This is a genomic window from Microbacterium fluvii (assembly GCF_025515205.1).
In the GTDB taxonomy this organism is placed as follows: domain Bacteria; phylum Actinomycetota; class Actinomycetes; order Actinomycetales; family Microbacteriaceae; genus Microbacterium; species Microbacterium fluvii.
In genome coordinates this window covers 321506-344346 of sequence record NZ_JAOPFX010000003.1, presented here as the reverse complement: position 1 = coordinate 344346, position 22841 = coordinate 321506, and the positions used below count along the sequence as shown (strand labels likewise).

The window sequence follows — 22841 nt, the reverse complement described above, 5'->3', positions numbered from 1 at the left end:
GGGGGTGCGACTTTTCGCCGGAGCGACGCGGTGCTCAGCGCAGCCGCTTGACCATGGTGTCGCGGCCGATCCCGCTCTGGGTGACGGCGAATCCCTCGCTGCGGTAGAGGGTCGCGGCGAAGTTGCCGCGCTCGACGCTCAGGCTGATGCGGGCGAACCCCTCGGCTCGGGCATGCTCGCAGAGGCGCTGCAGCAGCATCCGCCCCACGCCGTGTGCGCGCCAGATCGGGCGCACCCCGATGATGAGCTCCGGCACGCCCGTGCCGACGTAGCCGTATCCGGGGTCGCTGCGGGGCAGCATGCGGTACCAGGCGGCGCCGATCGGCTCCCCGTTGCCGTCGAGCGCGACGAACCCGGCGTCGCCCGGGCGCATCCAGCCGGCGAGGTAGCGCCGGTGCTCGTCATCGGTCATGACGTCGTGGCGCGGTCGGGCGCCGCCCTGCCGCCAGTTGGCCGCCTCGACCACCATGTCGGCCAGGAACGCGCCGTCTGCGGCCGTGGCGGGCCGCACCGTGAACGTCGCTGGCATGGCGGAAGTGTAGGGCTCCTGTGTTACGCCTCGATGACAAGGGGCACGATCATGGGGCGGCGGCGCAGGGTCTGGTTGACCCAGCGGCCGATCGTGCGCCGAACGACCTGCGACAGCGCATGGGTGTCGCGCACGCCCGAGGTCGCCGCCTCTTCGAGCGCGGCGGCGATCTTGGGCTTGACCGAATCGAACACCTTGTCGTCTTCGGCGAAGCCTCTCGCGTGGATCTCGGGGCCCGAGATGATGCGCCCGGTCGCGGCATCCACGACGACGATGACCGAGATGAAGCCCTCTTCGCCGAGGATGCGGCGATCCTTCAGGTCGGCATCGGTGATCTCGCCGACCGTCGAGCCGTCGACGTAGACGAAGCCGAGGTCGAGCTGGCCGACGACCTTCGCGACGCCGTCCTTCAGATCGACGACGGTGCCGTTCTCGCCGATGATCGTGTTCTCGGCGGGGATGCCGGTGTCCTGCGCGAGACGGGCGTTGGCCATGAGGTGGCGGTACTCGCCGTGCACGGGCAGCACGTTGCGAGGTTGGAGGATGTTGTAGCAGTACAGCAGCTCGCCGGCGGCGGCGTGGCCCGACACGTGCACCTTGGCGTTGCCCTTGTGCACGACGTTCGCGCCGAGCTTGGTGAGCCCGTCGATCACGCGGTAGACGGCGTTCTCGTTGCCGGGGATCAGGCTCGAGGCCAGGATCACGGTGTCGCCCGGCCCCGGTTCGATCGCGTGGTCGAGGTTGGCCATGCGGCTGAGCACCGCCATCGGCTCGCCCTGCGAGCCGGTCGACATGTAGACGATGCGGTCGTCGGGGAGGTCCTTGGCCTTCTTGTAGTCGATGAGCACGCCGTCGGGCACCTTGAGGTAGCCGAGGTCTTCGGCGATCGTCATGTTGCGCACCATCGAGCGGCCGAGGAAGGCGACGCGACGGCCGTGGGCGTGGGCCGCGTCGATGACCTGCTGCACGCGGTGCACGTGGCTCGAGAAGCTCGCGACGATGACGCGCCGAGGCGCCTTGCCGATCACCTGGTCGAGCACCGGCCCGATGGCGCGCTCGAGCGGCGTGAACCCCGGCACGTCGGCGTTGGTGGAGTCGACGAGGAAGAGGTCGACCCCCTCCTCCCCCAGCCGCGCGAAGGCGCGCAGGTCGGTGAGCCGGTCGTCCAGCGGGAGCTGGTCCATCTTGAAGTCGCCGGTGGCCAGAACCATGCCCGCGGGCGTGCGGATGGCGACCGCCAGGGCGTCGGGGATCGAGTGGTTCACCGCGACGAACTCGAGGTCGAAGGGGCCGAGCTTCTCGCGCTCGCCCTCCTTGACGGTGAGCGTGTAGGCCTTGATGCGGTGCTCTTTGAGCTTCGCCTCGGTGAGGGCGAGCGTCAGGCCGGAGCCGATGATCGGGATGTCCTGCTTGAGTCGCAGCAGGTACGGCACGGCGCCGATGTGGTCTTCGTGGCCGTGCGTGAGCACGACCCCGACGATGTCGTCGAGGCGCCCGCGGATGGGCTCGAGGTCGGGAAGGATCAGGTCGACGCCCGGCTGATGCTCTTCGGGGAAGAGCACGCCGCAGTCGACGATGAGCAGCTTCCCGTCGTATTCGAAGACGGTCATGTTGCGACCGACCTCGCCGAGGCCTCCGAGCGGGGTCACCCGAAGGGTTCCGGTTTCGAGGGCGGGCGGGTCGTACACGGTGTTCGGCATGGAGTGCCCTTGCTATCTGGTGGTGCCCGACACCTTCGGAAGCGCGCCGCCGGCGGCGGCGTTGCGGTCGGGACGGAAGTTGGAGAAGTCGGCGCCCGGCACGTCGGTGACCAGGGCGATCTCGTCTTCGATCTTGGCGGCCTCCCACTCTTCTGGGCCCACGAGGGGCAGCCGCACGCGGGGGCTCGAGATGCGACCGAGGCCGTGGAGGATGTATTTGGCCGCGACCGTGCCCGGCACGTGCGTCATGACGGCGCGCACGAGCGGCTCGAGCTGACGGTGGGCGGCCGTGGCGGTCTTCAGATCGCCCGTGTTGACCGCATCCACGATCTGGCGGTAGGGGGCCGCAGCGATGTTGGCCGTCACGCCGATGAGGCCTGAGGCCCCGATCGACAGGTGCGGCAGCACGTTGGCGTCGTCGCCGGAGAAGTACAGGAGGTCGGTCTGGTTGAGCACGCGGCTCACCTCGCTGAAGTCGCCCTTGGCGTCTTTGATCGCGAGGATGTTGGGGTGCTTGGCCAGGCGCAGGATCGTCTCGTACTGGATCGGCACGCCGGTGCGGCCGGGGATGTCGTAGAGGATGACCGGCAGATCGGTCGCGTCGGCGACGAGGCGGAAGTGCGTGAGGATGCCGGCCTGCGTCGGCTTATTGTAGTACGGCGTCACGATCATGATGCCGTCGGCGCCGGCCTTCTCGCTGTGCCGGTAGAGCTCGATCGCGTGGGCGGTCTCGTTGGAGCCGCCGCCGGTGATGATCTTGGCCCGGCCCGCCGCGACGTCTTTGCCGACCTCGACGAGACGGATCTTCTCGGGGTCGGTGAGGGTCGAGGTCTCGCCCGTGGTGCCGGTGACGACGATGCCGTCGGCCCCCGCGGTGATGACGTCGTCGATGTGCTTCTCGACGGCGGGCCAATCGACCTCGCCGTCGGCCGTCATCGGGGTGACGAGCGCGACGAGCACCTGTCCGAAGGGATTGCCCGTGTGCGTCATCCCTCCAGGCTATCGGGTCGGCGCGGCCCCGACGGGACCCGGCCCTCAGCGCCCCTTCTGACCGAGCGAGGCAGACACCCGGTCGGGGAGCAGGCCGACCAGCCGCGTCATGACCTTGTACCTGACGGAGGGCACCGACACCGACCTGCCGCGGGCGGCATCGCGCAGCGACTCGGCCACGACGTCGGCAGCGTCGAGCCACATCCACGAGGCGATGCCCTCGCGCCCCGGCGCGAGACCCATGCGCTCGTGGAAGTTCGTGTGCGTGAACCCCGGGCACACGGCGGTCACGGTCACGCCGCGCGGTGCGTAGCGGGTGTTCGCCCATCGGCTGAAGGCGACGGTCCAGCCCTTGACGGCGCCGTAGGTCGAGCGGGGCATGAAGGCCGCGACCGAGGCGACGTTGACGATGCGGCCGTGTCCTCGGTCGAGCATCGGCTGCAGCGCCGCGTGCATGAGCCGCATCGGCTCTTCGACGTGCAGACGCAGGTGGCGCACCTCGTCTTCGATGTCGTTGCGCTCGAACGCGAGCGGCAGCCCGAAGCCGGCGTTGTTGATGAGCAGCTCGATCGGATGCCGCGGGTCGGTCACTCGCGCGATCACGGCGTCGCGCTGCTCGGGCACCAGCAGGTCGGCCACGAGCACCTCTGCCTCGACGCCGGATGCCCTCGCCTCGACCGCGACCCGCTGCAGCGCCTCGCGGTCGCGCGCGACGAGCATGAGATCGGCGCCGCGCGCCGCCAGCTGCCTGGCGAACTCGGCGCCCAGGCCCGAGCTCGCGCCCGTGATGAGCGCGGTCGCCATGCCTAGGGGGCGACCCGGCCGTTGGCGTTGAAGGCGGCGTGGGTGAGCGGCATGAGCTCGGTCCAGAACGCCTCCATCTTCTCGGCGCACATCTCGATCTCGCGCTGCGGGAACGAGGGGAAGTGCGTGCCCTCGACCTTGGTGCGCAGCGAGAGGAAGTTCATGAGCGATCGCGCGTTGAGCGTCACGTACATCGACGAGTAGATGTTCAGCGGCAGCACGATGCGCGCCACCTCGCGGGCGACGCCGGCCTCCAGCATCCGCTGATACGCCCCGAACGCGTGCGTCGACGCCTCACGGGTGGTCTCGTCGACGAGCGCGAACTGCTCGTCGGTGCCGGGGAGGAACTCGTAGGCCCCAGGCTTGCCGACCTGGTTGAGGTTGCGCTCGCGCGCGGGAACGTAGAAGACGGGGCGCAGCTCGCGGTAGCGGCCGGACTCCTCGTTGTACGAGGCGATGCGGTGGCGCATGAACTCGCGGAACACGAAGATCGGCGCCTGCACATAGAAGGTCATCGAGTTGTGCTCGAACGGCGAGCCGTGGCGGTCGCGCATGAGGTAGTTGATGAGGCCGCGGTCGCGGGCGCCGGCCTCTGCGCCGGATGCGGCCGCCTCCAGCGTCTGCTCGCCCTGTGTCGACACGCGCGCGGCGAACAGCACGTCGGAGTCGGCGGCACTCGCGCGCACGAGCTCCACGGTGACGTCGCTTCGGAATTCGATCGAGGGGGCTTCGCTGGCTTCGCTCACGGGTGCAACACTACCGGCGCGATTGTTACGCACCGGCTGTCACACTCGGGGGTTTCACCCTCCATCCAGGCGCATGGGGTTACTCTGAACAGTTGTGACCCTCGTGAGCGCTCTCGTCGCGATCGCCGCCCTGCTGGTGGCGACCGTGGCGCTGGGCGTCTACGTGCAGTGGCGGCAGGGCCGCCCGAGCCACCACATCGAGCACGAGGTGGTCGAGCCCGCCCGCCTCGGCGCCGATCGCCTCGGCGAGGCGGCGACGCTGCTGCAGTTCAGCACCGAGCTGTGCGCCCGCTGCCCCGGCGTGCATCGCACGCTGTCGCAGATCGCCGAGGGGCACGAGGGCGTGCGTCACCTCGACATCGATCTGACCCACCGCCCCGACATCGCCAAGCACTTCCACGTGCTGCAGACGCCGACCACGCTCATCCTCGACAAGCAGGGCGCCGTGCAGTCGCGCATCGCCGGCGCCCCGAACCGCGACGTCATCGAACTCGAGCTGACCCGCCTGACCAGTGAGGCCGCCAATGTCTGACCGAACGGATGCCGCCGCCACCCGCCGGGGCATCGACCCGCGCGGTCCGCGCTTCACGGCCGGGATCACGGCGCTGCTGCTGCTCGTCGACGCCTTCCTGGGGCTGACCGGGCTGTCGACCTCGGGGGACCTCGCGACCGCGAGCCTCGCCGAGCGCGTCGCCGACCCGGCCTTCGTGCTGCTGGCGATCATCGCAGCGCTGTTCCTGTGGGGCGTGCTCTCTCCGCGCACGGCGCCGTGGGGCGCCCTCTTCCGCGCGCTCGTGCAGCCCCGCCTCGCTCCCCCGACCGATCTCGAAGACCCCCGCCCGCCGCGCTTCGCGCAGGGCGTGGGCCTGTTCGTCACCGTCGTCGGGCTGCTGCTGCACCTCGTCGGCGTGCCGTGGGCCCTGCCGATCGCCGCGGCCGCCGCGTTCATCGCGGCCTTCCTCAACGCCGTGTTCGGCCTGTGCCTGGGCTGCCAGCTCTATCTGCTGCTGCAGCGGGCGGGCATCGTCGGCCGGGAGCGCCCCGCCGTCTGAGCCCCGTTCCGCTGTGCGCGGGCCGCGGTTAGGCTGGCCGCATCCGTCTCACCCACGACAGGGAGCACAGCATGAGCGTGACCAGCGAAGCGACGACCACCTGGCAGGGCAGCCTCTTCGAAGGGTCGGGCCAGGTCGCGCTCGAGAGCTCGAACCAGGGACCCTTCCCGGTGAACTGGAAGGCGCGCAGCGAAGGCTCGTCGTCGGTGACCACCCCGGAAGAGCTCATCGCCGCGGCGCACTCGTCGTGCTTCAGCATGGCGTTCTCCAACGCGCTCGCCCAGAACGGCACCCCCGCGCAGTCGATCGAGACGACGGCATCCGTGACGTTCATCCCCGGCACGGGCATCACCGGCAGCCACCTCAACGTCAACGCGACGGTGCCGGGGCTCGCCCAGGCCGACTTCGACCGGCTGGCCGCCGAGGCGAAGGCCGGGTGCCCCGTCTCGGCCGCGCTCGCGGGCATCGAGATCACCCTCGAGGCGACGCTTGCCTGACCCCTCGCGGGTCGTCATCGCCGGTGCGTCCGGTCTCATCGGCAGCGCCTTGGCCGCGAGCCTGCGGGCCGACGGCGTCGCCGTGACCCGGCTCGTGCGCAGACCGCCGGAGTCATCCGACGAAGTCGAGTGGGCGCCGGGCGCGACCGCGCTCGACCCTGCTGCACTGGCGGGCGCCGACGCCGTCGTCGGCCTCAACGGCGCGAGCATCGGGCGGTTTCCGTGGACCGCGAGCTACCGGCGCACGCTGCTGTGGTCGCGCATCACGCCGACCGTCACGATCGCGGGTGCGCTGCGCGAACTCGGAGCCGACGCGCCGCTGTTCGTGTCGGCATCCGCCGTCGGGTATTACGGCTCGGCGCCCGGCGCGCGCCTCGACGAGACGGCGCGCCGCGGCGACGGGTTCCTCGCCGACGTGTGCGGCGAGTGGGAGGCGGCGGCGCGCGGCGCAGGCGAGCGGGTGGCGCTGCTGCGCACGGCGCCGATCGTGCACCGCGACGGCGTGCTCAAGCCCCTCATGCTGCTGACCAGGGCAGGGCTCTCCGGCCCCATCGGCCGGGGCACCCAGACCTGGGCGTGGATCTCGCTCGACGACGAGATCGCCGCGATCAGGCACGTGCTGCACCACCGGCTGACCGGGCCGGCCAATCTCACCGGTCCCACGAAGGCGACCGCGAACGACCTCGGCTTCGCCCTCGCCCGCGCCCTGAACCGCCCCTACCTGCTGCGCGCGCCGGAGTGGGCGCTGCGCCTCGCGCTCGGCCGCGACGCGACCGAGGCCCTGCTCACGGTCGATGCCGACGTCGTGCCCTCGGTGCTGGAGAGCACGGGCTTCGCCTTCACCCACCCGACCGTGGAGGCCGCCGTGGAGGCTGCCGTCGCGGGCTGATCGTCTCGACCGAACCGAGCGACCCGACGCTCAGTCGTCACAGATGGCGACCGCTTCGGCCGACAGGTCACCGTTTACGACGACCGAATGGAGAGGCCCGACGCTCAGTCGTCACAGATGGCGACCGCATCACCCCCGCAGGTCACCGTTTACGACGACCGAAGGCGGATGCGGAGCGGCGATCACGATCGCCGCGGATGCCTGCGCCTCGGGCATCCGTGATGGCGGCTCTCCCTGCCGGCCTCAGCGGGTGGCCGACTCCAGCCGGATGGCCCTGCGCACGGCCTCGCGCGCGCGGCGGCGGTCGCCGGCGGCGTCGTAGGCGAGACCGAGGCGGTACCAGGCCCGCCAATCGTCAGGATGCTGCTCGACGTCGGCGCGGTAGCGCGGAAAGGCCGCCTCGCCGTCGGCGCGCACGACACGTCCGCTCGGGTGCACCTCGACCTCGTCGACGGGCAGCGCGTCTTCGGTCTCCATGCGGGTGGCCAGCTGCTGGGCTCGCACCCCGAACCACAGCTCCCGCCCGAGCGCCCAGACCGCGACCGCCGGCAGCACCACGAGCGCGACCCCCATCGCGATCAGCACGGGTTCGCCGCTGGTCAGCATCACCCAGGCCCGCTGGCCCACCAGGAAGATGTACAGCGCCAGCAGCACCGCCATCACGGCGACGCCGAAGCGGGCGCTCATGCTCCGGTGGCTCGCGCGACCTGGCCGGGCACGCCGCCCTCGTCGAGCGGGCGCGCGGGCGCGCCGCCTGGCGTGCGCAGACCGATGTCGATGAAGCTGTCGAGCCCCACGACCACGCCGCGCACGTCGCGCGCGGCGGCGAGGGCGAGTCGGATGCCGGGGCCATAGGCCAGGGCGGGGTCGACGGTGTCGTGGGTGAGGGTGAGCGATTCCCCCGGCCCCGAGAGCACGACGTCCTGGCGGGCGACGACGCCGGGGCGACGCAGCGAATGGATCGGCACGCTCGCGACTTGCTGTCCGCGGGCGCGCTGGTCGACGTGCGGCGACTCGACGGGACCCACCTCGGCGCGTGCCGCCGCGATCAGCTCGGCCGTGCGCACGGCGGTGCCGCTGGGCGAATCGACCTTGGTCTCGCGGTGGGCCTCGACGATCTCGATCGACGGGAAGAAGGGCGCTGCGGCGGCGGCCAGCGCCGTTCCGAGCACCGAGCCCAGCGAGAAGTTGGGGATGAAGATCGCGCCGGTGCCGGCAGCTTCCACGAGCGGCCTGATGAGCGCGATGCGCTCTGCCGACCAGCCCGAGGTGCCCACGAGCACCGGGATGCCGCGCTCGATCGCGGCCCGCACGACATCGATCGAGACCGCAGGGGTCGAGGCGTCGATCACGAGGTCGGCACCGTCGAGTTCGCTCAGCTCCGACCGCGACGAGAGCGTCGCCGAGATCTCGTAGCCCTCTTCGCCATCGACCACCGCCCGGATGATGCCGCCCAGCTTGCCGGTGCCGCCCACGATGGCCACGCGCGTCGTCATGCCCTCCAGCTTAGGCGGGGCACCGGCCGCCCCCGCCCGATTAGGCTCGTCGACATGGTCGAACTGCGTCCGATGCCCGCCGACGATCCCGTCTCGCGAGGGCTGCTGACCGACTACTTCGCGATGCGCGCCGAGAGCTTCCCCGGTCAGTACACGCCGGCCTTCCCCTCACGTACGGTGTTCGAGGCGCCCGCGGGCGTGTTCGTGGTCGTCTTCGACGGAGCGGATGCCGTCGGCTGCGGCGGCATCCGGCGCGTGGCCGACGGGCCGACCGGCATCCGCTACGAGGTCAAGCACCTCTACCTCGCGCCGTCGACCCGGGGCCGCGGCTGGGGCCGGCTGCTTCTCGATGATCTCGAGCGTCGCGCGCGCGAGTGGGGCGCGTCGGAGCTCGTGCTCGACACGCATCACACCCTCGCCGCTGCCGGCGGGCTCTACACCTCGAGCGGGTTCACCGAGATCGAGCCCTACAACGACAACCCCAACGCGACGCGCTGGTACGGCAAGCGCCTGACCTGAACCGATCAGACCGGGTACTGCTCGGGGAGCCCCGTGCGCAGTTCGACCGGCAGATGGGCGAGGTCGTTGTGCGAGACGAGGGTCCAGGGGCGCCCCTGCTTCTGGGCGATCACGGTGAGACCGCAGTGCGCCTGATTGAGGGTCATCCACCGCCACGCCGGCGCCTGCAGCACTTCGCGCACGAACCAGCCGATGACGAAGTTGTGCGTGATGAGCAGCTCGTGCACCTCGCCGGGCTTGCGCACGAGGAACTCGCTGACGGCATCGTCCATCTGGGCGCTGCCTGCCTCGATCTCGGCGTCGGTGACGCTGCCGAAGAAGGGCTCGAAGCTCGCCGGGGTCTGGTCGGTCATGCCGGTCGGCACGCAGTCGAACAGCAGCGCCGAGGGCTCGGGCGACACCGACGGCAGTCGATCCGCGACGGCCTTCGCGGTCTCGCTGGCGCGCATCAGCGGCGAGTGCCACACGGCATCCAGCGGCACGCCCGACAGCCGATCGGCCACCAGCGACGCCTGCCGACGGCCGCGCGGCGACAGCGGTCCATCGACCAGTCCGTGCTCGGCGTCCTGATGCTCGCCGTGCCGCACGAGGTAGATGTAGTGCGTCATCAGCGAGTCGTCTCCGTGGGGGTCCGGCGCCACGAGGCGCTCCTCCACCCTACGTCACGACGCCCCGACCGCCAGTTCGGCGTCGGCGCGTGACCGGCGACGCGCCTACTCCGCCGCGCGTGCGATCTCGGCCAGCTGCGAGCGGCTCAGGCGCACCCCGACACCCTGCACGAGCTCTTCGACGTGCTGCGGGGCGAACGCGTTGATGATCGGTGCGGTCACGATGCGCTGTGCGAGCAGCCACCCCACCGCGACGGCGGCATCGGGCACGCCCAACTCCGATCCGACGGCGTCGAGCGCCCGCAGCGTTCGGCTGCCTCGGCGGTTGAGGTGTGCGGCGATCTGCAGCCCTCGCACCGACAGGCTGCCCTTGGCCCTGGTGCGCAGGCGGCCGGACAGGAATCCGTGCTCGAGTGCGTGCGAGGGCGTGACCGCCATGCCCTGCGCCGCGGCGACCAGCCGCAGGTCCGCGTCGAATTCGTCGCGTCGCACGATGTTGAAGGGCACGTCGAGCACCGTGATGCGGGGGTAGCCGGCCGAGGCGAGGATGCGGGCCTGCACGAGCTGCTCGGCGGCGTACTCGGTCGCCCCGATCGCTCGTGCCTTGCCCGATTCGACGAGCCACTCGGCGGTGGCGAGGGTGTCTTCGAGCACGGCGGAGCGATCGGCCGATGCGTCGAGGTAGAGCAGATCGATGCGGTCGGTGCCCAGGCGGGTGAGCGACGCCTCGACGGCGCGCACGAGGTTGACGGGGCCGAGCCCCGGGTTGTCGGGGTGGCCGCCGACGCGCACCGACAGCACGACGTCGTCGCGCACACCGCGTGAGCGCAGCCACTGGCCGATGATGTGCTCGCTGCGACCGCCCGAGTAGCTGTCTGCGGTGTGCAGCGCGTTGCCGCCGAGACCGGCGTAGGCATCGAGGATCTCGTGGCTCGACTCGAGGTCGACGTTCCAGCCGAACTCGGCGCCGCCGAGGATCAGCGGGAAGACCCGGAACCCGGTCTCGCCGAGGGCGATGCGCACACCTTCTCCGATCGGGGGACCCTGCACGGGGATCGGTGCGGAGGGATGCACGAGCGCGGGCGAGTGCGGCGCGGCGGCCGCCGCATCCGTCACACTGCCGACGCCGGACGTGGCCATCTCTCTCACCCCCTCACGATCCGAGCGGACCGTGGAACGCTGTCTCTCCCGCACCCCCCGGCGCGTACTTAGAGGGTAGGGCAGCCCGTGGACACTCCCGGTCATTGAGGCGGCCGAGCGGTAAACATTCGATAACGCTTGAGTCACGGCTTCGTCCGGGACCGGTCCCACGTCCCCCATCCGGCGGACAGCGGCCGGGAATGCGGAATGCCCGCTCCTCTGCGAAGGAGGAGCGGGCATTCCTGCGGGGTGATACCCGCAGCCTGGATCAGCCCTCGGCGGGCGCCTCGGGGCCCTCGCTGGCGGCAGCGGAGCCCTCCTGGTCGGCGGCCTCTTCGAGCACCGGCTCGAGCGACAGCTTGCCGCGGTCGTCGATCTTCGTGATGCGCACGAGCAGCTTCTGGCCGACGCCGAGCACGTCTTCGACGTTCTCGACGCGCTTGCCGCCGGCGAGCTTGCGCACCTCGCTGACGTGCAGCAGGCCGTCCTTGCCCGGCAGCAGCGAGATGAACGCGCCGAACGTCGCGATCTTCACGACCGTGCCGAGGAACTGCTCGCCGACCTCCGGGTTGGTGGGGTTGGCGATCGCGTTGACCTGGGCCCGGGCGGCCTCGGCCGACGGTCCGTCGACGGCGCCGATGTAGACGGTGCCGTCCTCCTCGATGGAGATCTGCGCGCCGGTCTCGTCCTGGATCGCGTTGATCGTCTTGCCCTTCGGGCCGATCAGCTCGCCGATCTTGTCGACCGGGATCTGCACGCTGATGACGCGCGGCGCGGTGGGCGCCATCTCGTCGGGGCCGTCGATGGCGGCGTTGAGCACGTTGAGGATCGTCAGACGCGCGTCCTTGGCCTGGGTCAGCGCGGCGGCGAGCACCGACGACGGGATGCCGTCGAGCTTCGTGTCGAGCTGGATCGCGGTGACGAACTCGCTCGTGCCGGCGACCTTGAAGTCCATGTCGCCCAGCGCGTCTTCCGCACCGAGGATGTCGGTCAGCGCGGCGTAGCGCGTCTGCCCGTCGACCTCGTCCGAGACCAGGCCCATCGCGATGCCGGCGACGGGAGCGCGCAGCGGCACACCCGCGTTCAGCAGCGACAGCGTCGAGGCGCAGACCGAGCCCATCGACGTCGAGCCGTTGGAGCCGAGGGCCTCGGAAACCTGGCGGATCGCGTAGGGGAACTCCTCGCGCGAGGGCAGCACCGGCACGAGGGCGCGCTCGGCCAGGAAGCCGTGCCCGATCTCTCGACGCTTCGGCGAGCCGACGCGGCCGGTCTCACCGGTCGAGTACGGCGGGAAGTTGTAGTGGTGCATGTAGCGCTTGTGCGTCACCGGCGAGAGCGAGTCGATCTGCTGCTCCATCTTGAGCATGTTCAGCGTCGTGACACCCAGGATCTGGGTCTCGCCGCGCTGGAAGATCGCCGAGCCGTGCACTCGGGGGATGACCTGCACCTCGGCGTCGAGCGCACGGATGTCGGCGAGGCCTCGACCGTCGATGCGCACACCCTCGGCGAGGATGCGGCCACGCACGATCTTCTTGGTGACCGACTTGTAGGCGGCGGACACCTCGGCGTTCGCCGCGGCAGGCAGCTCGCCGGCCTCGACGGCGGCGGCGACCTCTGCCTTGACGGCATCCTTCAGTGCGTCGTCGGCGGTCTGGCGCTCGACCTTGTCGGCGATCTGGTAGATCGGCACGAGCTTGTCGTAGGCGCGGCCGGCGACGAAGTCGTAGGTCTCCTGCGCGTACGGCGGGAACACCGGGTACGGCTGGATCTCCTTCGCGGCGGTGTTCGCCACGACGTTCTGCGCCGCGACGAGCTCCTTGATGAAGGGCTTGGCGGCCTCGAGGCCCTGCGCGACGATCTCTTCGCTGGGCTTGGTGGCGCCGGCCTTGATGAGGTTCCAGCTGTGCTCGGTGGCCTCGGCCTCGACCATCATGATCGCGACGTCACCGTCGGGCAGCACGCGGCCGGCCACGATCAGGTCGAACACGGCCTCCTCGAGCTGCTCGGCCTTGGGGAAGGCGATCCACTGGTCGGCGTGCTCGCCGTGACCGGGGATGAGCGCGAGGCGCACGCCCGCGATCGGGCCGGAGAACGGCAGACCCGAGATCTGGGTCGACAGCGACGCGGCGTTGATGGCCAGGGCGTCGTAGAACTCGCCCGGCGCGATCGAGAGCACCGTGACGACGATCTGCACCTCGTTGCGCAGGCCGTCGACGAACGACGGACGCAGCGGGCGGTCGATCAGACGGCACACCAGGATCGCCTCGGTCGAGGGGCGGCCCTCGCGGCGGAAGAACGAACCGGGGATCTTGCCGGCGGCGTACGAGCGCTCCTCGACGTCGACGGTCAGCGGGAAGAAGTCGAAGCCTTCGCGGGGCTGCTTGCCGGCGCTGGTGGCCGACAGGAGCATCGTCTCCTCGTCGAGGTAGGCGGCGACGGCGCCCTGCGCCTGCTGGGCGAGGCGACCGGTTTCGAACCGGACGGTGCGGGTGCCGAAGCGTCCGTTGTCGAGGACGGCTTCGGCGAACGTGATTTCAGGACCTTCCAAGAGGTCTCTCCTTCTTTGTTTAGCCTCGCCGAGCCGTGTGCCGGGCGAGGGTCATGCGAAGGAGCAGGAACAGACAGATCTCGGCGCGCGGGAATCCCGCGATCCAGCGCTGGCCACCAGTAGAAAACCACCCGGCACGATGACGGGGGATCCACCACAGGGGACCAGCTAGCTGCCGGCCTGCTCCGTGAGCTCGTGTTGAATTGAGCGGTCGCCCAGAGGGCAACCTCACCGATCCTATCAGCGCCGCCGTTCTGGCGCCTGTTCCGGCCTTATCCCCGCGCGCCTCGACGCGCAAGGGCGACGGATGCGGTGACGCGCGGCCGAGGCGACCGGTGCTGTCGGCAGATCGGCGTAGCCTCGAAGACGTGTCGCCCGAACTCGCCGCCCGATCGCCGCAGCTGGCGGCCAGGATCGTGGCGGACTCGCGCGATCGGGTCGCATGGGTGCGCGCTCGCTCCCGCGGGATCACCGCGACCGACGTCGCGACGCTGACCAGTGACAACGCGATCGCCCGCGCGGCCGACGCCAAGCTCATGGGGTCGGGGTTCTCCGGCAACGCCTACACGGCGCACGGGCGCCTCCGCGAGCCCGAGATCGCCCGCTGGGTCGCCGCGACCCACGGCATCAGCCCCTCCAGCGCCCTCTTCCACGCCGAGATCGAGCGTCGGCACCTGGCCACCCCCGACGGCATCGCGGTCGACGCCCATGGGCGGGTCACCCTCGCCGAGATCAAGACGACCAACAAGGCCTGGCGCAGCATCCCTCGGACCTACCTGCGACAGGTCTTCTGGCAGCAGCACGTGCTGGGCGCCGAGCGCACACTCGTGGCCTGGGAGCAGCACGACGACTTCGTTCCGGTCGGCGACGAGCCGCGGTGCGCCTGGGTCGACCGCGATGAGGCCGAGATCGCGAAGCTCGTGCGGCTCGCGACGGCGCTCATCGACGAACTCCACCGGCGCACCACCGGCGGACGCCGCCCGGTCGAGTCGACGCCGGCCTCGGCGCCCCGGCAGCCGTTCCGCGCCCTCGCCCTCGCAGACTGAGCGCCGCCGCACCCTAAAATCATCACGTGCACGAAGACGACTCGGAGCAGGCGCGCATCGATGCCGTGCGCGGCCTCGAGGCCGAGTTCGGCGAACTGGTGAACACGATGCGGCGGATGGTCGCCGACAACGCCGCCCGACTCGCCCCCGGCATGCTGCCGGCGGCATACAAGGTGTTCACGACGATCGTGCGACGCGAATCGGTCACCCAGTCGGCCCTCTCCGAGCTCCTCATGGCCGACAAGGGTCAGATCAGCCGCACGGTGCACGACCTCGAAGACCTCGGTCTGGTCGAGCGCACCCCCGACCCGAACGACCGCCGTTCGAGTCTGCTCTCGCCGACGGCCGAGGGGCTCGCCCGTCTGCAGCAGGCTCGCGCGCCCATGGAGCGCTCGCTGGTCTCCACCGTGCAGCAGTGGCGCGTCGACGAGATCCGCAGCCTCACGCAGCTGCTGCACGCCCTCACCACGGGCGAGCTCCCGTCGTCGCGGGATTAGCCGACCGGTAGCAACCGCGTAACACTGCCGAGACAATGCTCGGGTTGACTGTCGACAGAGACATCGAGCCGCACCGACGGCGGTGCTGGCCAGGCGGAAGGAGCGACCGATGAGACTGCGGCCGCTGCGGGGAACCACGACCCCCGCCACCGAGATCGTTCCCGTGCCCGAGCCGCCGGCATCCATGCGTGCCATGGCGATCGATGCACCTGGCGCTCCCACCGCCCTGCACTCCGCGACAGCAGCCGTGCCGTCGCCGGTGCTGAGCGAAGTGCTGGTGCGGGTGGTGGCGGCGGGGATCAACCCCATCGACGCCAAGACGCGCTCCGGAGCAGGGGTCAGCGGCGCGATCGCCGACTTCCCCGCCGTGCTCGGCTACGACTTCAGCGGCATCGTCGTGAAGGCGCCCTACGAGTCCCACCCCTTTCCGCCTGGGACGCCCGTGTTCGGCATGGTCTCGTTCCCCCGCACGGGGGGCACCTACGCCGAGTACGCCGTGGCGCCGACCCTCTCGCTCGCGCACAAGCCGTCGACGCTCTCGCACGTGGAGGCCGCGGGCGTGCCGCTGGCCGCCCTCACCGCGTGGGGGCTCGTCGTCGAGACGGCGCGGGCGCACCAGGGCCAGCGCATCCTCATCCATGCCGCGAGCGGCGGTGTCGGCCATTTCGCGGTGCAGTTCGCCGCCTACTTCGGCGCGCACGTGACGGCCACGGCGTCCGGCCGCAACGCGGGCTGGCTGCGCGACCTGGGCGCCGACGTCGTGATCGACTACACCTCGACGCGGTTCGATGAGGTGATCGCCGGAGTCGACGTCGTGATCGACCTCGTCGGCAACGTGTCCGGCGACACCGGCGCCCGCTCACTGAAGGTGCTGCGACCCGGAGGACTCTATGTTCTGGTGCCCACCGGGGGCTGGCCCGACTACGCCGAGGCCGCCGCGGCGGCAGGGGTGCGGGCGACGTCGTACAAGGTGGTCCCCGACGGCGGAGCGCTGGCCACCATCGGGCGCCTGCTCGACTCGGGCGCTGTGCAGGTCTACATCGACGAGGTGTACGACCTCGCCGATGCGCCCGCCGCCCACGCGGCCCTCGAGCAGGGGCACACCCGCGGCAAGATCGTGCTGCGCGTGAGCGACGACTAAGCCGCTCCCAGCACCCGCCTGCCCTCCGCGACGATCTCGTCGGCGACCGCCTGCAGCAGCGGCGAGCGCAGATTCCACTGCTGCCAGTGCAGCGGCACGTCGATCGGCGCTCCCCCCAGGCGTACGAGACGCCCGTCGGCCAGCTCGTCGCGCGACTGGAAAGCCGGCAGCAGTCCCCACCCCAGCCCGAGCTTCACGGCGACGGCGAAGTCGTGGGACGCCGGAACGCAATGCCGGGGCGCGGATGCCGGGGCGACGCCCGCCCGTTCCAGCCACTGCGACTGCAGATCGTCGCGGCGATCGAAGTCGACGCGCGGCGCCCGTGCCAGGCTCCGCGGATCGAGCCCGGATGCGAGCCACGCCGCGCGATACTGCGGGGTGGCCACCGCCTCGTAGCGCATGGTGCCGAGCGCCACCACCCGGCATCCCGACACGGGGGTCGCCCGCGAGGTCACCGCACCCATGACGGTGCCCGACTCCAGCAGCCCTGCGGTGAAGTCCTGGTCGTCGCGGTGCAGGTCGAACACGACCCCGTGCCGGCCGGTCAGCCGCGCCAGCGGCGGCAGGAACCAGGTCGCCAGCGAATCGGCGTTCACCGCGAGCGGCACCGAGACCAGGTCGGTGTCGCCGTCGCCGAGGTCGGCGATCGCGTCGTGCTCGATCAGCTCGAGCTGTCGAGCCAGCCGGACGATCCTCTCCCCCGACTCGGTGGCCCGCACGGGCTTGCTGCGCACGAGCAGCACACGGCCCACCTGCTCTTCGAGCGCCTTGACGCGCTGGCTCACCGCCGACGGGGTGATGTGGAGTCTGCGCGCGGCCGCCTCGAGCGTCCCCTCGTCGACGACGGCCGCCACGGTCGCGGCGAGATCGAGCGGAATCCTCATGTGAAGTCATGCTAATGCTGGTGAAGAATCCTGAGCTTCACTGAAGAGATCCGTCTGGGTACCGTCGAAGGCGTGACCCCCGCCTTTCTCGCCGGCCTCGGCCTCGGACTGTCGCTGATCATCGCGATCGGCGCGCAGAACCTGTTCGTGCTGCGCCAGGGACTGCGCCGCGAACACGTGCTCGCGGTCGCGGCGATCTGCGCCGCCTCCGACGCGGCGCTCATCGCCCTCGGCGTCTCGGGGGTCGGTCTCGTGCTGCACGCCGTTCCGTGGCTGATCGATGCGGTGCGCTGGGCCGGGGCGCTCTTCCTCGTCGGATACGGGCTGCTGGCGGCCCGCCGCGCGCTGCGCCCGAGCGGCGAGGCGCTGCGCGTCGAGGCCTCCCCCGCAGCGGATGCGATCGCCGCCGACGGCACGACCATGACGACGAGGCGCACCCGCCTCGTCCCGGTCGTGCTCACGTGCCTCGCGCTCACGTGGCTCAACCCGCACGTCTATCTCGACACGGTGTTCCTGCTCGGCACCGTCGCGAACACGCACGGAGACCAGCGCTGGATCTTCGCGGCGGGTGCGGTGCTCGCCAGCATCCTCTGGTTCTTCGCACTCGCCCTCGGCGCCCGCTACCTCAGCCGGTGGCTGGCCACCCCGCGCGCGTGGCGCGTGCTCGACGGCGTCATCGCGGTCGTGATGATCGCGCTCGGCGTCTCCCTCGTGCTGCCGCGCTGAGCGGAGTCACTCGACGGGACGCTTGCGCAGTCCGGGGTCGTCGATCTCGGCCAGGCGCGCCGTCACGACCGCTTCGACAGCGGCGTCGGGCAGCGGTCGGTCGGGCTGGAAGCGGATCGTGCCCTTGTCGTGGTCGAACCCCTCGAGCGCATCCGCGACCGCTTCCGGCACGCGTCCGCTGAACGGGTACACGCCGATGTGCCTGCGGGTGCGCATGACCGAGATGAGCGGCTTGCCGCGCACGATGAGAGCCGGCATCCCGTAGCCCTTGCCCTGCTCCGCGTCCGGCGCGAGCCGGCGCGCGACGTCGTAGACGTGGTCGATCACGGCGCGGTCGGCCTCGTCGAGTCCGGCGAGGTAGTCGTCGACGGTTCCCATGCCGCCATCCTGTCGCGCCGGCTCGCCCGGCGGCAAGATGGAGGGATGCGGCGGGTGCACGTGATCGTCAGGGGCGAGGTGCAGGGCGTGGGCTATCGCTACACGCTGCGCATGGTGGCGACGCAGGAAGGCGTCGCCGGGTGGGTGCGCAACCTCCGCGACGGCACCGTCGAGGCCGAGCTCGAGGCGCACGACGACGCGGTCGACGCCGTGCTCGCCTGGATGGCGCAGGGCCCGCCGGGGTCGCGGGTGTCTGGGGCGAGCGTGTCGGAACTCACCCCCGAGGGCACGAGGGGCTTCGAGGTGCGCCGCGACGGCTGAGCCGCACCCGCTGTCTAGACTTGCGGGCGTGCCCCCCGTCGTGACGCTGCAGGACGTCGCCGATCGTGCCGGCGTCTCGCGGGCGACGGCTTCGCTGGCGCTGCGCGGACTCGGTCGCATGTCGGACGAGACACGCGAGCGCATCCGCCGTGCCGCAGACGATCTGGACTACGTCGTCAACATCACGGCGCGCAACCTCCGCACCTCGCGTTCGGGGGCTGTCGGCCTCTACGTGCCGGACAACGGGCAGAGCTACCGCTACTACATGGACGTCGCCTTCGGCGCGGTCGCCCGCGCGCAGGAGGACGACGTGCTGGTCACGCTCGTTCCGACCGCACGCGACCTCCGCGCGCCGATGCTCGAGCAACTCGACGGCTACATCGTGGTCGACCCCGTCGACGACGACCCGATGGTGGCGCGGCTGCTGGAGAGCCGTCGCCCCGTCGTGACCGGCGAGTTCCCCCCGGAGGGGGTCCCTGAGCCGTGGGCGGCAGCCTTTGGCGACCATCGCGCCGGCATGCGGATGCTGCTCGATCACGTGTGGGAGCGCGGTGCGCGGCGCCCCGTGGCGCTGCTGCCCACCGGGCAGATGTCGTGGAGCCGCGAGATGATCGCGGCGCACGAGGAGTGGTGCGTCGAGCGCGGCGTGCCGGTCGTCGCGCTGCAGAGCTTCTTCGGCACGTCGGAGGAGGAGCTCAGGGCCCGCGTCGAGGAGCTCCTGCGTCGTGACGACCGGCCGGACGCCGTCATCACGGCGCCCGAGGGGATGGCGACGCTCGCCCTCGAGACGGCGCGCCTCGTGGGGCTGGAGGTCGGGCGCGACCTTCTGCTGGCGAGCTATGTCGACAGCGACGGACTGCGGTTGAGCGCCCCGTCGGTGACGGCGCTGGATCTGAATCCGCGCGAGATGGGCCGCACGACAGCCGAGCTGCTGCTGGGCGCCCTCGACGGGTCGGTCGCGCGCGGCGAGCGGCGCGTCGTGCCGATCGCGCTGATCGAGCGCGAATCGACCGCCGCGCTGCCGCGCTGACGGCATCCGCATGAGAAATCGATTGACCATTGCCTTATCTGTGTGAATAATCGATTTACCCGTGCGATGCACGCTCGTGACGAACTCGAAACAACCGCTCCATAATGTGACGCGGGTCCACCCGATTCGAGTCGCACGAACTGACCGACTCGAGCAAAGGAGCCGAGAGATGCCACCCGCCACCGACAACGACATCGCCCCGATCGTCGATACGAGCCACGTCCACACGCTGCAGCGCAATGCGCTCGGCACCGGCGGCATCGTCTTCATGGTGATCTCGGCCGCAGCGCCCCTGACCATCGTGGCGGGCGTCGCACCGCTGGCGATCCTCATCGGCGGAGTCTCTGCACCGCTGGTCTACACGATCGCCGGGATCATCCTGGCGATCTTCGCCGTCGCCTTCATGGCGATGACCAAGCACGTCAAGGCGCTCGGCGGCTTCTACACCTACATCACCGAGGCTCTCGGCAAGGCGGCCGGGCTCGGCGCCTCGCTGGTCGCACTCGTCTCGTACAACGCGCTGCAGATCGGCCTCTACGGCATGATGGGCACCGCCGGCCACGACCTGCTGCAGGTCGAATTCGGCATCGACGTGCCGTGGTGGCTGATCGCGGGCGTCGGCATCGCCGCCGTGTTCGTCGTCGCCTGGCGCGGCATCGACGTGGGAGCGAAGGTGCTCGGCGTGCTGCTGGTGGCCGAGACCCTCATCCTGCTGGTGCTCGCCGTCGCGATCCTCGCTCAGGGCGGCGCGGAGGGCATCACCTTCGGCACGTTCGACCCGGCCAACATCTTCACCCCCGGCATGTTCGCCGTCATGGGCATGGGCTTCGCGGCCTTCATGGGCTTCGAGTCGACGGCGCTCTACCGCGAAGAGGCACGCGACCCCGAGCGCACCATCCCCCGGGCGACCTACATCTCGGTCGTCTTCATGGCCCTGTTCTACGGGTTCATCGTGTGGACGATCGTCGTCGGCGTCGGCGAGTCGAACGTCGTGGGCGCCGCGGCCGAGAACACCGCGGGGCTGGTCTTCGCCACGGCATCCGACTACCTCGGCGGCTGGGCGGAGCTCGTGATGTACCTGCTCATCCTCACGAGCGTCTACGCGTCGCAGCTCGCCTTCCACAACGCGATCAACCGCTACACCTTCTCGCTCGCCCGCGACGGCGTGCTGCCCCGCCGCCTCTACGACACCGACCCGAAGACCCACTCCCCCGTCGTGTCCGGACTCGCCCAGACCGCGCTGGCCGCCCTGGTCGTCGCCGTGTTCGCCGTGCTGGGCATGGATCCCTACCTGCAGCTGCTGCTGTGGGTGAACAGCCCCGGCGTCGTCGGCATCATCGTGCTGCAGATCCTCACCTGCATCGCCGTCGTGGTGTTCTTCGTGAAGCGCCCTCAGCTCGCCCGCCGCTGGTACGTGCTTCCCGCCGCGATCGTCGCGGGGCTGGCGATGACGGTGATCCTGGTGATCCTCTGCCTGACCTTCGATCTGCTGACCGCCGCGTCGCCGCTGGTCAACGGCCTGCTCATCGCGATCACGCCCGTGACGTTCCTGGTCGGCGTCGTGCTCGCGGTGCGGTGGAAGCGCACACGACCCGACGTGTACGCCCGCATCGGCGGCCACCGCGACGAAGCGGAGACGATCGATGCCTGAGCAGATCGACCTGCTGGTGCGCGCCGGGCGCGTGCTCACCCCCGCCGTGCTGGCCGGTGACGAGGCGGCGGCGGCCGGGTTCGTCGCGGTGCGCGGCGACACGATCGTCGCCGTCGGATCCGAATCGGATGCCGATGCCTGGGCCGCGCACGCGCACCGAGTCGTCGACGTCGGCACCGGCTGTCTCACCGCCGGCATCGTCGACGCGCACATCCACCCGGTGGGCGGCATCCGCATGACCCGCGGTGTCGACCTGTCGGGCATCCAGGACCTCGCGGCGGCCCGTGCCGCCCTCGCGGCGGAGGCCGCGGCGAGCGACGGGTGGGTGCTGGGCTGGGGGCTCGACCCCAACGCCTTCGGCGACGCCGCCCCTTCGGCGGCCCTCTTCGACGGCGCCACCGGCGACCGGCCCGCCTTCGTGCAGCTGTTCGACGGGCACTCGGCCGTCGCGTCACGGGCAGCACTCGCGGCGGCGGGCATCACCGGCGCCGAGCGCTTTCCCGACGGGTCGTCGGTCGCGATCGATGCCGCCGGATCCCCCACGGGGTTCCTTCTCGAGCTCAGCGCCATGGCACTCGCGCAGCGGGTCATCCCCGAGCAGAGCTTCGACGAGCGCGTCGAGGCCCTCGGCGGGATCCTCGGCGGCATGGCCGCGTGCGGAGTCACCTCCGGGCAGATGCTCGATCTCTTCGACGACGACGCGTTCGAGCTGCTCGACGAGCTCGAGCGGCGGGGAGACCTGCCCCTCCGGCTGCGCATCTCGCCGATGGTCGCCCCCGGCTCGACCGAGGCCGACCTCGAAGAGCTCCTCGCGCTGCAGGGCCGCCACGGCAGGCGGTGGCACGTCGCCGGCATCAAGCTCATGATCGACGGGACGATCGACAACGGCACGGCGTGGCTGTTCGAACCGGACGCCCTGGGCGAATCGACCGACTCCCTCTGGCTCGAGCCGGAGGAGTACGCCGCCGCCGTGCGGTTCTTCCACGCGCGGGGCATCCGCACGACGACCCACGCGATCGGCGACAAGGGCATCTGGTTCGTCGCGCAGACGCACGCGGACCTCGCACCCAACGGCACGCAGCATCGCATCGAGCACATCGAGACCCTCCCCGACGAGGTGCTCGAGCTCATCGCGTCGTCGAGTGTCGCGGCGAGCATGCAGCCCACCCACTGCACGCACTACACACGCGCCGACCACACCGACAACTGGTCGCGGCGCCTCGGCGACGAGCGCGCCGATCGTGCGTGGCGCATCCGCGACCTGCGCGAGCGCGGCGTCATCGTCGCCCTCGGCTCGGACTGGCCGATCGCCCCCTACGACCCCCGAGGCACGCTCGCCGCCGCGACGCTGCGTCGGCCGGCAGGGCGGCCGGAGGTCGCCCCCGTGCAGCCGGCACAGGCGCTGTCGGCCGCCGCCGCGCTCGACGCGCACACGGCGGGATGGTGGCGGTCCGTCGGCGAAGAGGGCGGCGCGCTGCGGGCGGGCCTGCCCGCCGACCTCACGGTGTTCGCCGACGATCCGCTGGCGACCGACCCCGACGTGTTCGCGGACAGTCCCGTGCTGCTCACGGTGGTGGGCGGCGAGGTCGTCGTCGATGCGGTGCCGGCCGGCGCGCAGCGCTGACAGCATCCGCGAACGCAGGAAGGCC

At 70.9% G+C, this 22841-nt stretch carries 25 protein-coding genes; 13 read left to right on the top strand and 12 right to left on the bottom strand.

From position 1 onward, the window contains the following. Window positions 1–34 precede the first annotated feature (34 nt). Genes OAW74_RS12865 through thyX form a run of 5 tightly spaced genes read right to left on the bottom strand, consistent with a single transcriptional unit; the run spans window position 35 to window position 4769 of the window. The gene (locus OAW74_RS12865; RefSeq protein ID WP_262874778.1) at window positions 35–529 is read right to left on the bottom strand and encodes a GNAT family N-acetyltransferase; all 495 of its coding nucleotides are present in this window, start codon (window positions 527–529) and stop codon (window positions 35–37) included. Window positions 530–552: 23 nt separating this feature from the next. Further along, complete coding sequence (locus OAW74_RS12860) at window positions 553–2229, bottom strand: ribonuclease J (protein ID WP_262874777.1); 1677 nt, start codon at window positions 2227–2229, stop codon at window positions 553–555. A gap of 12 nt (window positions 2230–2241) precedes the next feature. After that, window positions 2242–3219: a 4-hydroxy-tetrahydrodipicolinate synthase gene (dapA, locus tag OAW74_RS12855; protein WP_262874776.1), complete on the bottom strand. Its 978-nt coding sequence runs from the start codon at window positions 3217–3219 to the stop codon at window positions 2242–2244. Between the two features lie 45 nt (window positions 3220–3264). After that, window positions 3265–4023, bottom strand: a complete 759-nt coding sequence (locus OAW74_RS12850; protein WP_262874775.1) for an SDR family NAD(P)-dependent oxidoreductase — start codon at window positions 4021–4023, stop codon at window positions 3265–3267. 2 nt (window positions 4024–4025) lie between these two features. Continuing rightward, window positions 4026–4769, bottom strand: coding sequence for an FAD-dependent thymidylate synthase (gene thyX, locus OAW74_RS12845; protein WP_262874774.1), 744 nt, complete (start codon window positions 4767–4769; stop codon window positions 4026–4028). 94 nt (window positions 4770–4863) lie between these two features. Between thyX and OAW74_RS12840 the strand changes: the two genes are divergently transcribed. The 4 genes from OAW74_RS12840 (at window position 4864) to OAW74_RS12825 (ending at window position 7207) form a co-directional block, all read left to right on the top strand. Next, a complete protein-coding gene (locus OAW74_RS12840) occupies window positions 4864–5301 on the top strand; it encodes a TlpA family protein disulfide reductase (protein ID WP_262874773.1) in 438 nt (145 codons plus the stop codon). Next, complete coding sequence (locus OAW74_RS12835) at window positions 5294–5821, top strand: DUF4395 domain-containing protein (RefSeq protein ID WP_262874772.1); 528 nt, start codon at window positions 5294–5296, stop codon at window positions 5819–5821. Before OAW74_RS12840 ends, OAW74_RS12835 begins: the two co-directional genes overlap by 8 nt. Before the next feature lie 71 nt (window positions 5822–5892). After that, window positions 5893–6318 (top strand): OsmC family peroxiredoxin, encoded by a 426-nt coding sequence (locus OAW74_RS12830; protein ID WP_262874771.1) that lies wholly within the window; start codon window positions 5893–5895, stop codon window positions 6316–6318. Next, entirely contained in the window at window positions 6311–7207 is an 897-nt protein-coding gene (locus tag OAW74_RS12825; RefSeq protein ID WP_262874770.1) for a TIGR01777 family oxidoreductase, read from the top strand. Before OAW74_RS12830 ends, OAW74_RS12825 begins: the two co-directional genes overlap by 8 nt. A gap of 243 nt (window positions 7208–7450) precedes the next feature. Here OAW74_RS12825 and OAW74_RS12820 read toward each other — a convergent pair whose 3' ends face one another. Both OAW74_RS12820 and dapB read right to left on the bottom strand, forming a co-directional pair. Next, the gene (locus tag OAW74_RS12820; RefSeq protein WP_262874769.1) at window positions 7451–7894 is read right to left on the bottom strand and encodes a hypothetical protein; all 444 of its coding nucleotides are present in this window, start codon (window positions 7892–7894) and stop codon (window positions 7451–7453) included. Then, window positions 7891–8703 carry a 4-hydroxy-tetrahydrodipicolinate reductase gene (dapB, locus tag OAW74_RS12815; protein ID WP_262874768.1) on the bottom strand — a complete coding sequence of 271 codons (813 nt, stop codon included), beginning with the start codon at window positions 8701–8703 and terminating at the stop codon, window positions 7891–7893. Before dapB ends, OAW74_RS12820 begins: the two co-directional genes overlap by 4 nt. 54 nt (window positions 8704–8757) lie before the next feature. Between dapB and OAW74_RS12810 the strand changes: the two genes are divergently transcribed. Then, window positions 8758–9222, top strand: coding sequence for a GNAT family N-acetyltransferase (locus tag OAW74_RS12810; protein ID WP_262874767.1), 465 nt, complete (start codon window positions 8758–8760; stop codon window positions 9220–9222). Window positions 9223–9227: 5 nt separating this feature from the next. On the opposite strand, the gene OAW74_RS12805 is transcribed toward OAW74_RS12810, so the two are convergent. The 3 genes from OAW74_RS12805 to OAW74_RS12795 form a co-directional block, all read right to left on the bottom strand. Next, complete coding sequence (locus OAW74_RS12805; RefSeq protein ID WP_262874959.1) at window positions 9228–9830, bottom strand: histidine phosphatase family protein; 603 nt, start codon at window positions 9828–9830, stop codon at window positions 9228–9230. Window positions 9831–9935: 105 nt separating this feature from the next. Next, on the bottom strand, window positions 9936–10970 hold the full coding sequence (locus tag OAW74_RS12800; protein ID WP_262874766.1) for an aldo/keto reductase: 1035 nt from the start codon (window positions 10968–10970) through the stop codon (window positions 9936–9938). 268 nt (window positions 10971–11238) lie between these two features. After that, complete coding sequence (locus OAW74_RS12795) at window positions 11239–13518, bottom strand: polyribonucleotide nucleotidyltransferase (protein ID WP_262874765.1); 2280 nt, start codon at window positions 13516–13518, stop codon at window positions 11239–11241. Between the two features lie 368 nt (window positions 13519–13886). Here OAW74_RS12795 and OAW74_RS12790 point away from each other — a divergent pair, with 368 nt between their 5' ends. The 3 genes from OAW74_RS12790 to OAW74_RS12780 all read left to right on the top strand — a co-directional run bounded on the left by OAW74_RS12790 (window position 13887) and on the right by OAW74_RS12780 (window position 16202). Beyond that, complete coding sequence (locus tag OAW74_RS12790; RefSeq protein WP_262874764.1) at window positions 13887–14564, top strand: YqaJ viral recombinase family protein; 678 nt, start codon at window positions 13887–13889, stop codon at window positions 14562–14564. A 26-nt stretch (window positions 14565–14590) separates the two neighbouring features. Further along, on the top strand, window positions 14591–15061 hold the full coding sequence (locus tag OAW74_RS12785) for a MarR family winged helix-turn-helix transcriptional regulator (RefSeq protein WP_262874763.1): 471 nt from the start codon (window positions 14591–14593) through the stop codon (window positions 15059–15061). A 109-nt stretch (window positions 15062–15170) separates the two neighbouring features. Continuing rightward, window positions 15171–16202 (top strand): NADP-dependent oxidoreductase, encoded by a 1032-nt coding sequence (locus OAW74_RS12780; protein ID WP_262874762.1) that lies wholly within the window; start codon window positions 15171–15173, stop codon window positions 16200–16202. On the opposite strand, the gene OAW74_RS12775 is transcribed toward OAW74_RS12780, so the two are convergent. After that, complete coding sequence (locus tag OAW74_RS12775; RefSeq protein ID WP_262874761.1) at window positions 16199–17086, bottom strand: LysR family transcriptional regulator ArgP; 888 nt, start codon at window positions 17084–17086, stop codon at window positions 16199–16201. The genes OAW74_RS12780 and OAW74_RS12775 overlap by 4 nt on opposite strands. 72 nt (window positions 17087–17158) lie before the next feature. On the opposite strand from OAW74_RS12775, the gene OAW74_RS12770 reads away from it, so the two are divergent. Continuing rightward, on the top strand, window positions 17159–17812 hold the full coding sequence (locus tag OAW74_RS12770) for a LysE/ArgO family amino acid transporter (protein ID WP_262874760.1): 654 nt from the start codon (window positions 17159–17161) through the stop codon (window positions 17810–17812). 6 nt (window positions 17813–17818) lie between these two features. On the opposite strand, the gene OAW74_RS12765 is transcribed toward OAW74_RS12770, so the two are convergent. Next, window positions 17819–18190: an iron chaperone gene (locus OAW74_RS12765; RefSeq protein ID WP_262874759.1), complete on the bottom strand. Its 372-nt coding sequence runs from the start codon at window positions 18188–18190 to the stop codon at window positions 17819–17821. 45 nt (window positions 18191–18235) lie between these two features. Between OAW74_RS12765 and OAW74_RS12760 the strand changes: the two genes are divergently transcribed. The 4 genes from OAW74_RS12760 to OAW74_RS12745 all read left to right on the top strand — a co-directional run bounded on the left by OAW74_RS12760 (window position 18236) and on the right by OAW74_RS12745 (window position 22816). Beyond that, window positions 18236–18511 (top strand): acylphosphatase, encoded by a 276-nt coding sequence (locus OAW74_RS12760; protein WP_262874758.1) that lies wholly within the window; start codon window positions 18236–18238, stop codon window positions 18509–18511. 28 nt (window positions 18512–18539) lie between these two features. Continuing rightward, window positions 18540–19541 carry a LacI family DNA-binding transcriptional regulator gene (locus OAW74_RS12755; RefSeq protein ID WP_262874757.1) on the top strand — a complete coding sequence of 334 codons (1002 nt, stop codon included), beginning with the start codon at window positions 18540–18542 and terminating at the stop codon, window positions 19539–19541. 169 nt (window positions 19542–19710) lie between these two features. Next, a complete protein-coding gene (locus OAW74_RS12750) occupies window positions 19711–21192 on the top strand; it encodes an APC family permease (RefSeq protein ID WP_262874756.1) in 1482 nt (493 codons plus the stop codon). Then, window positions 21185–22816 carry an amidohydrolase gene (locus tag OAW74_RS12745; protein WP_262874755.1) on the top strand — a complete coding sequence of 544 codons (1632 nt, stop codon included), beginning with the start codon at window positions 21185–21187 and terminating at the stop codon, window positions 22814–22816. Before OAW74_RS12750 ends, OAW74_RS12745 begins: the two co-directional genes overlap by 8 nt. Window positions 22817–22841 lie beyond the last annotated feature (25 nt).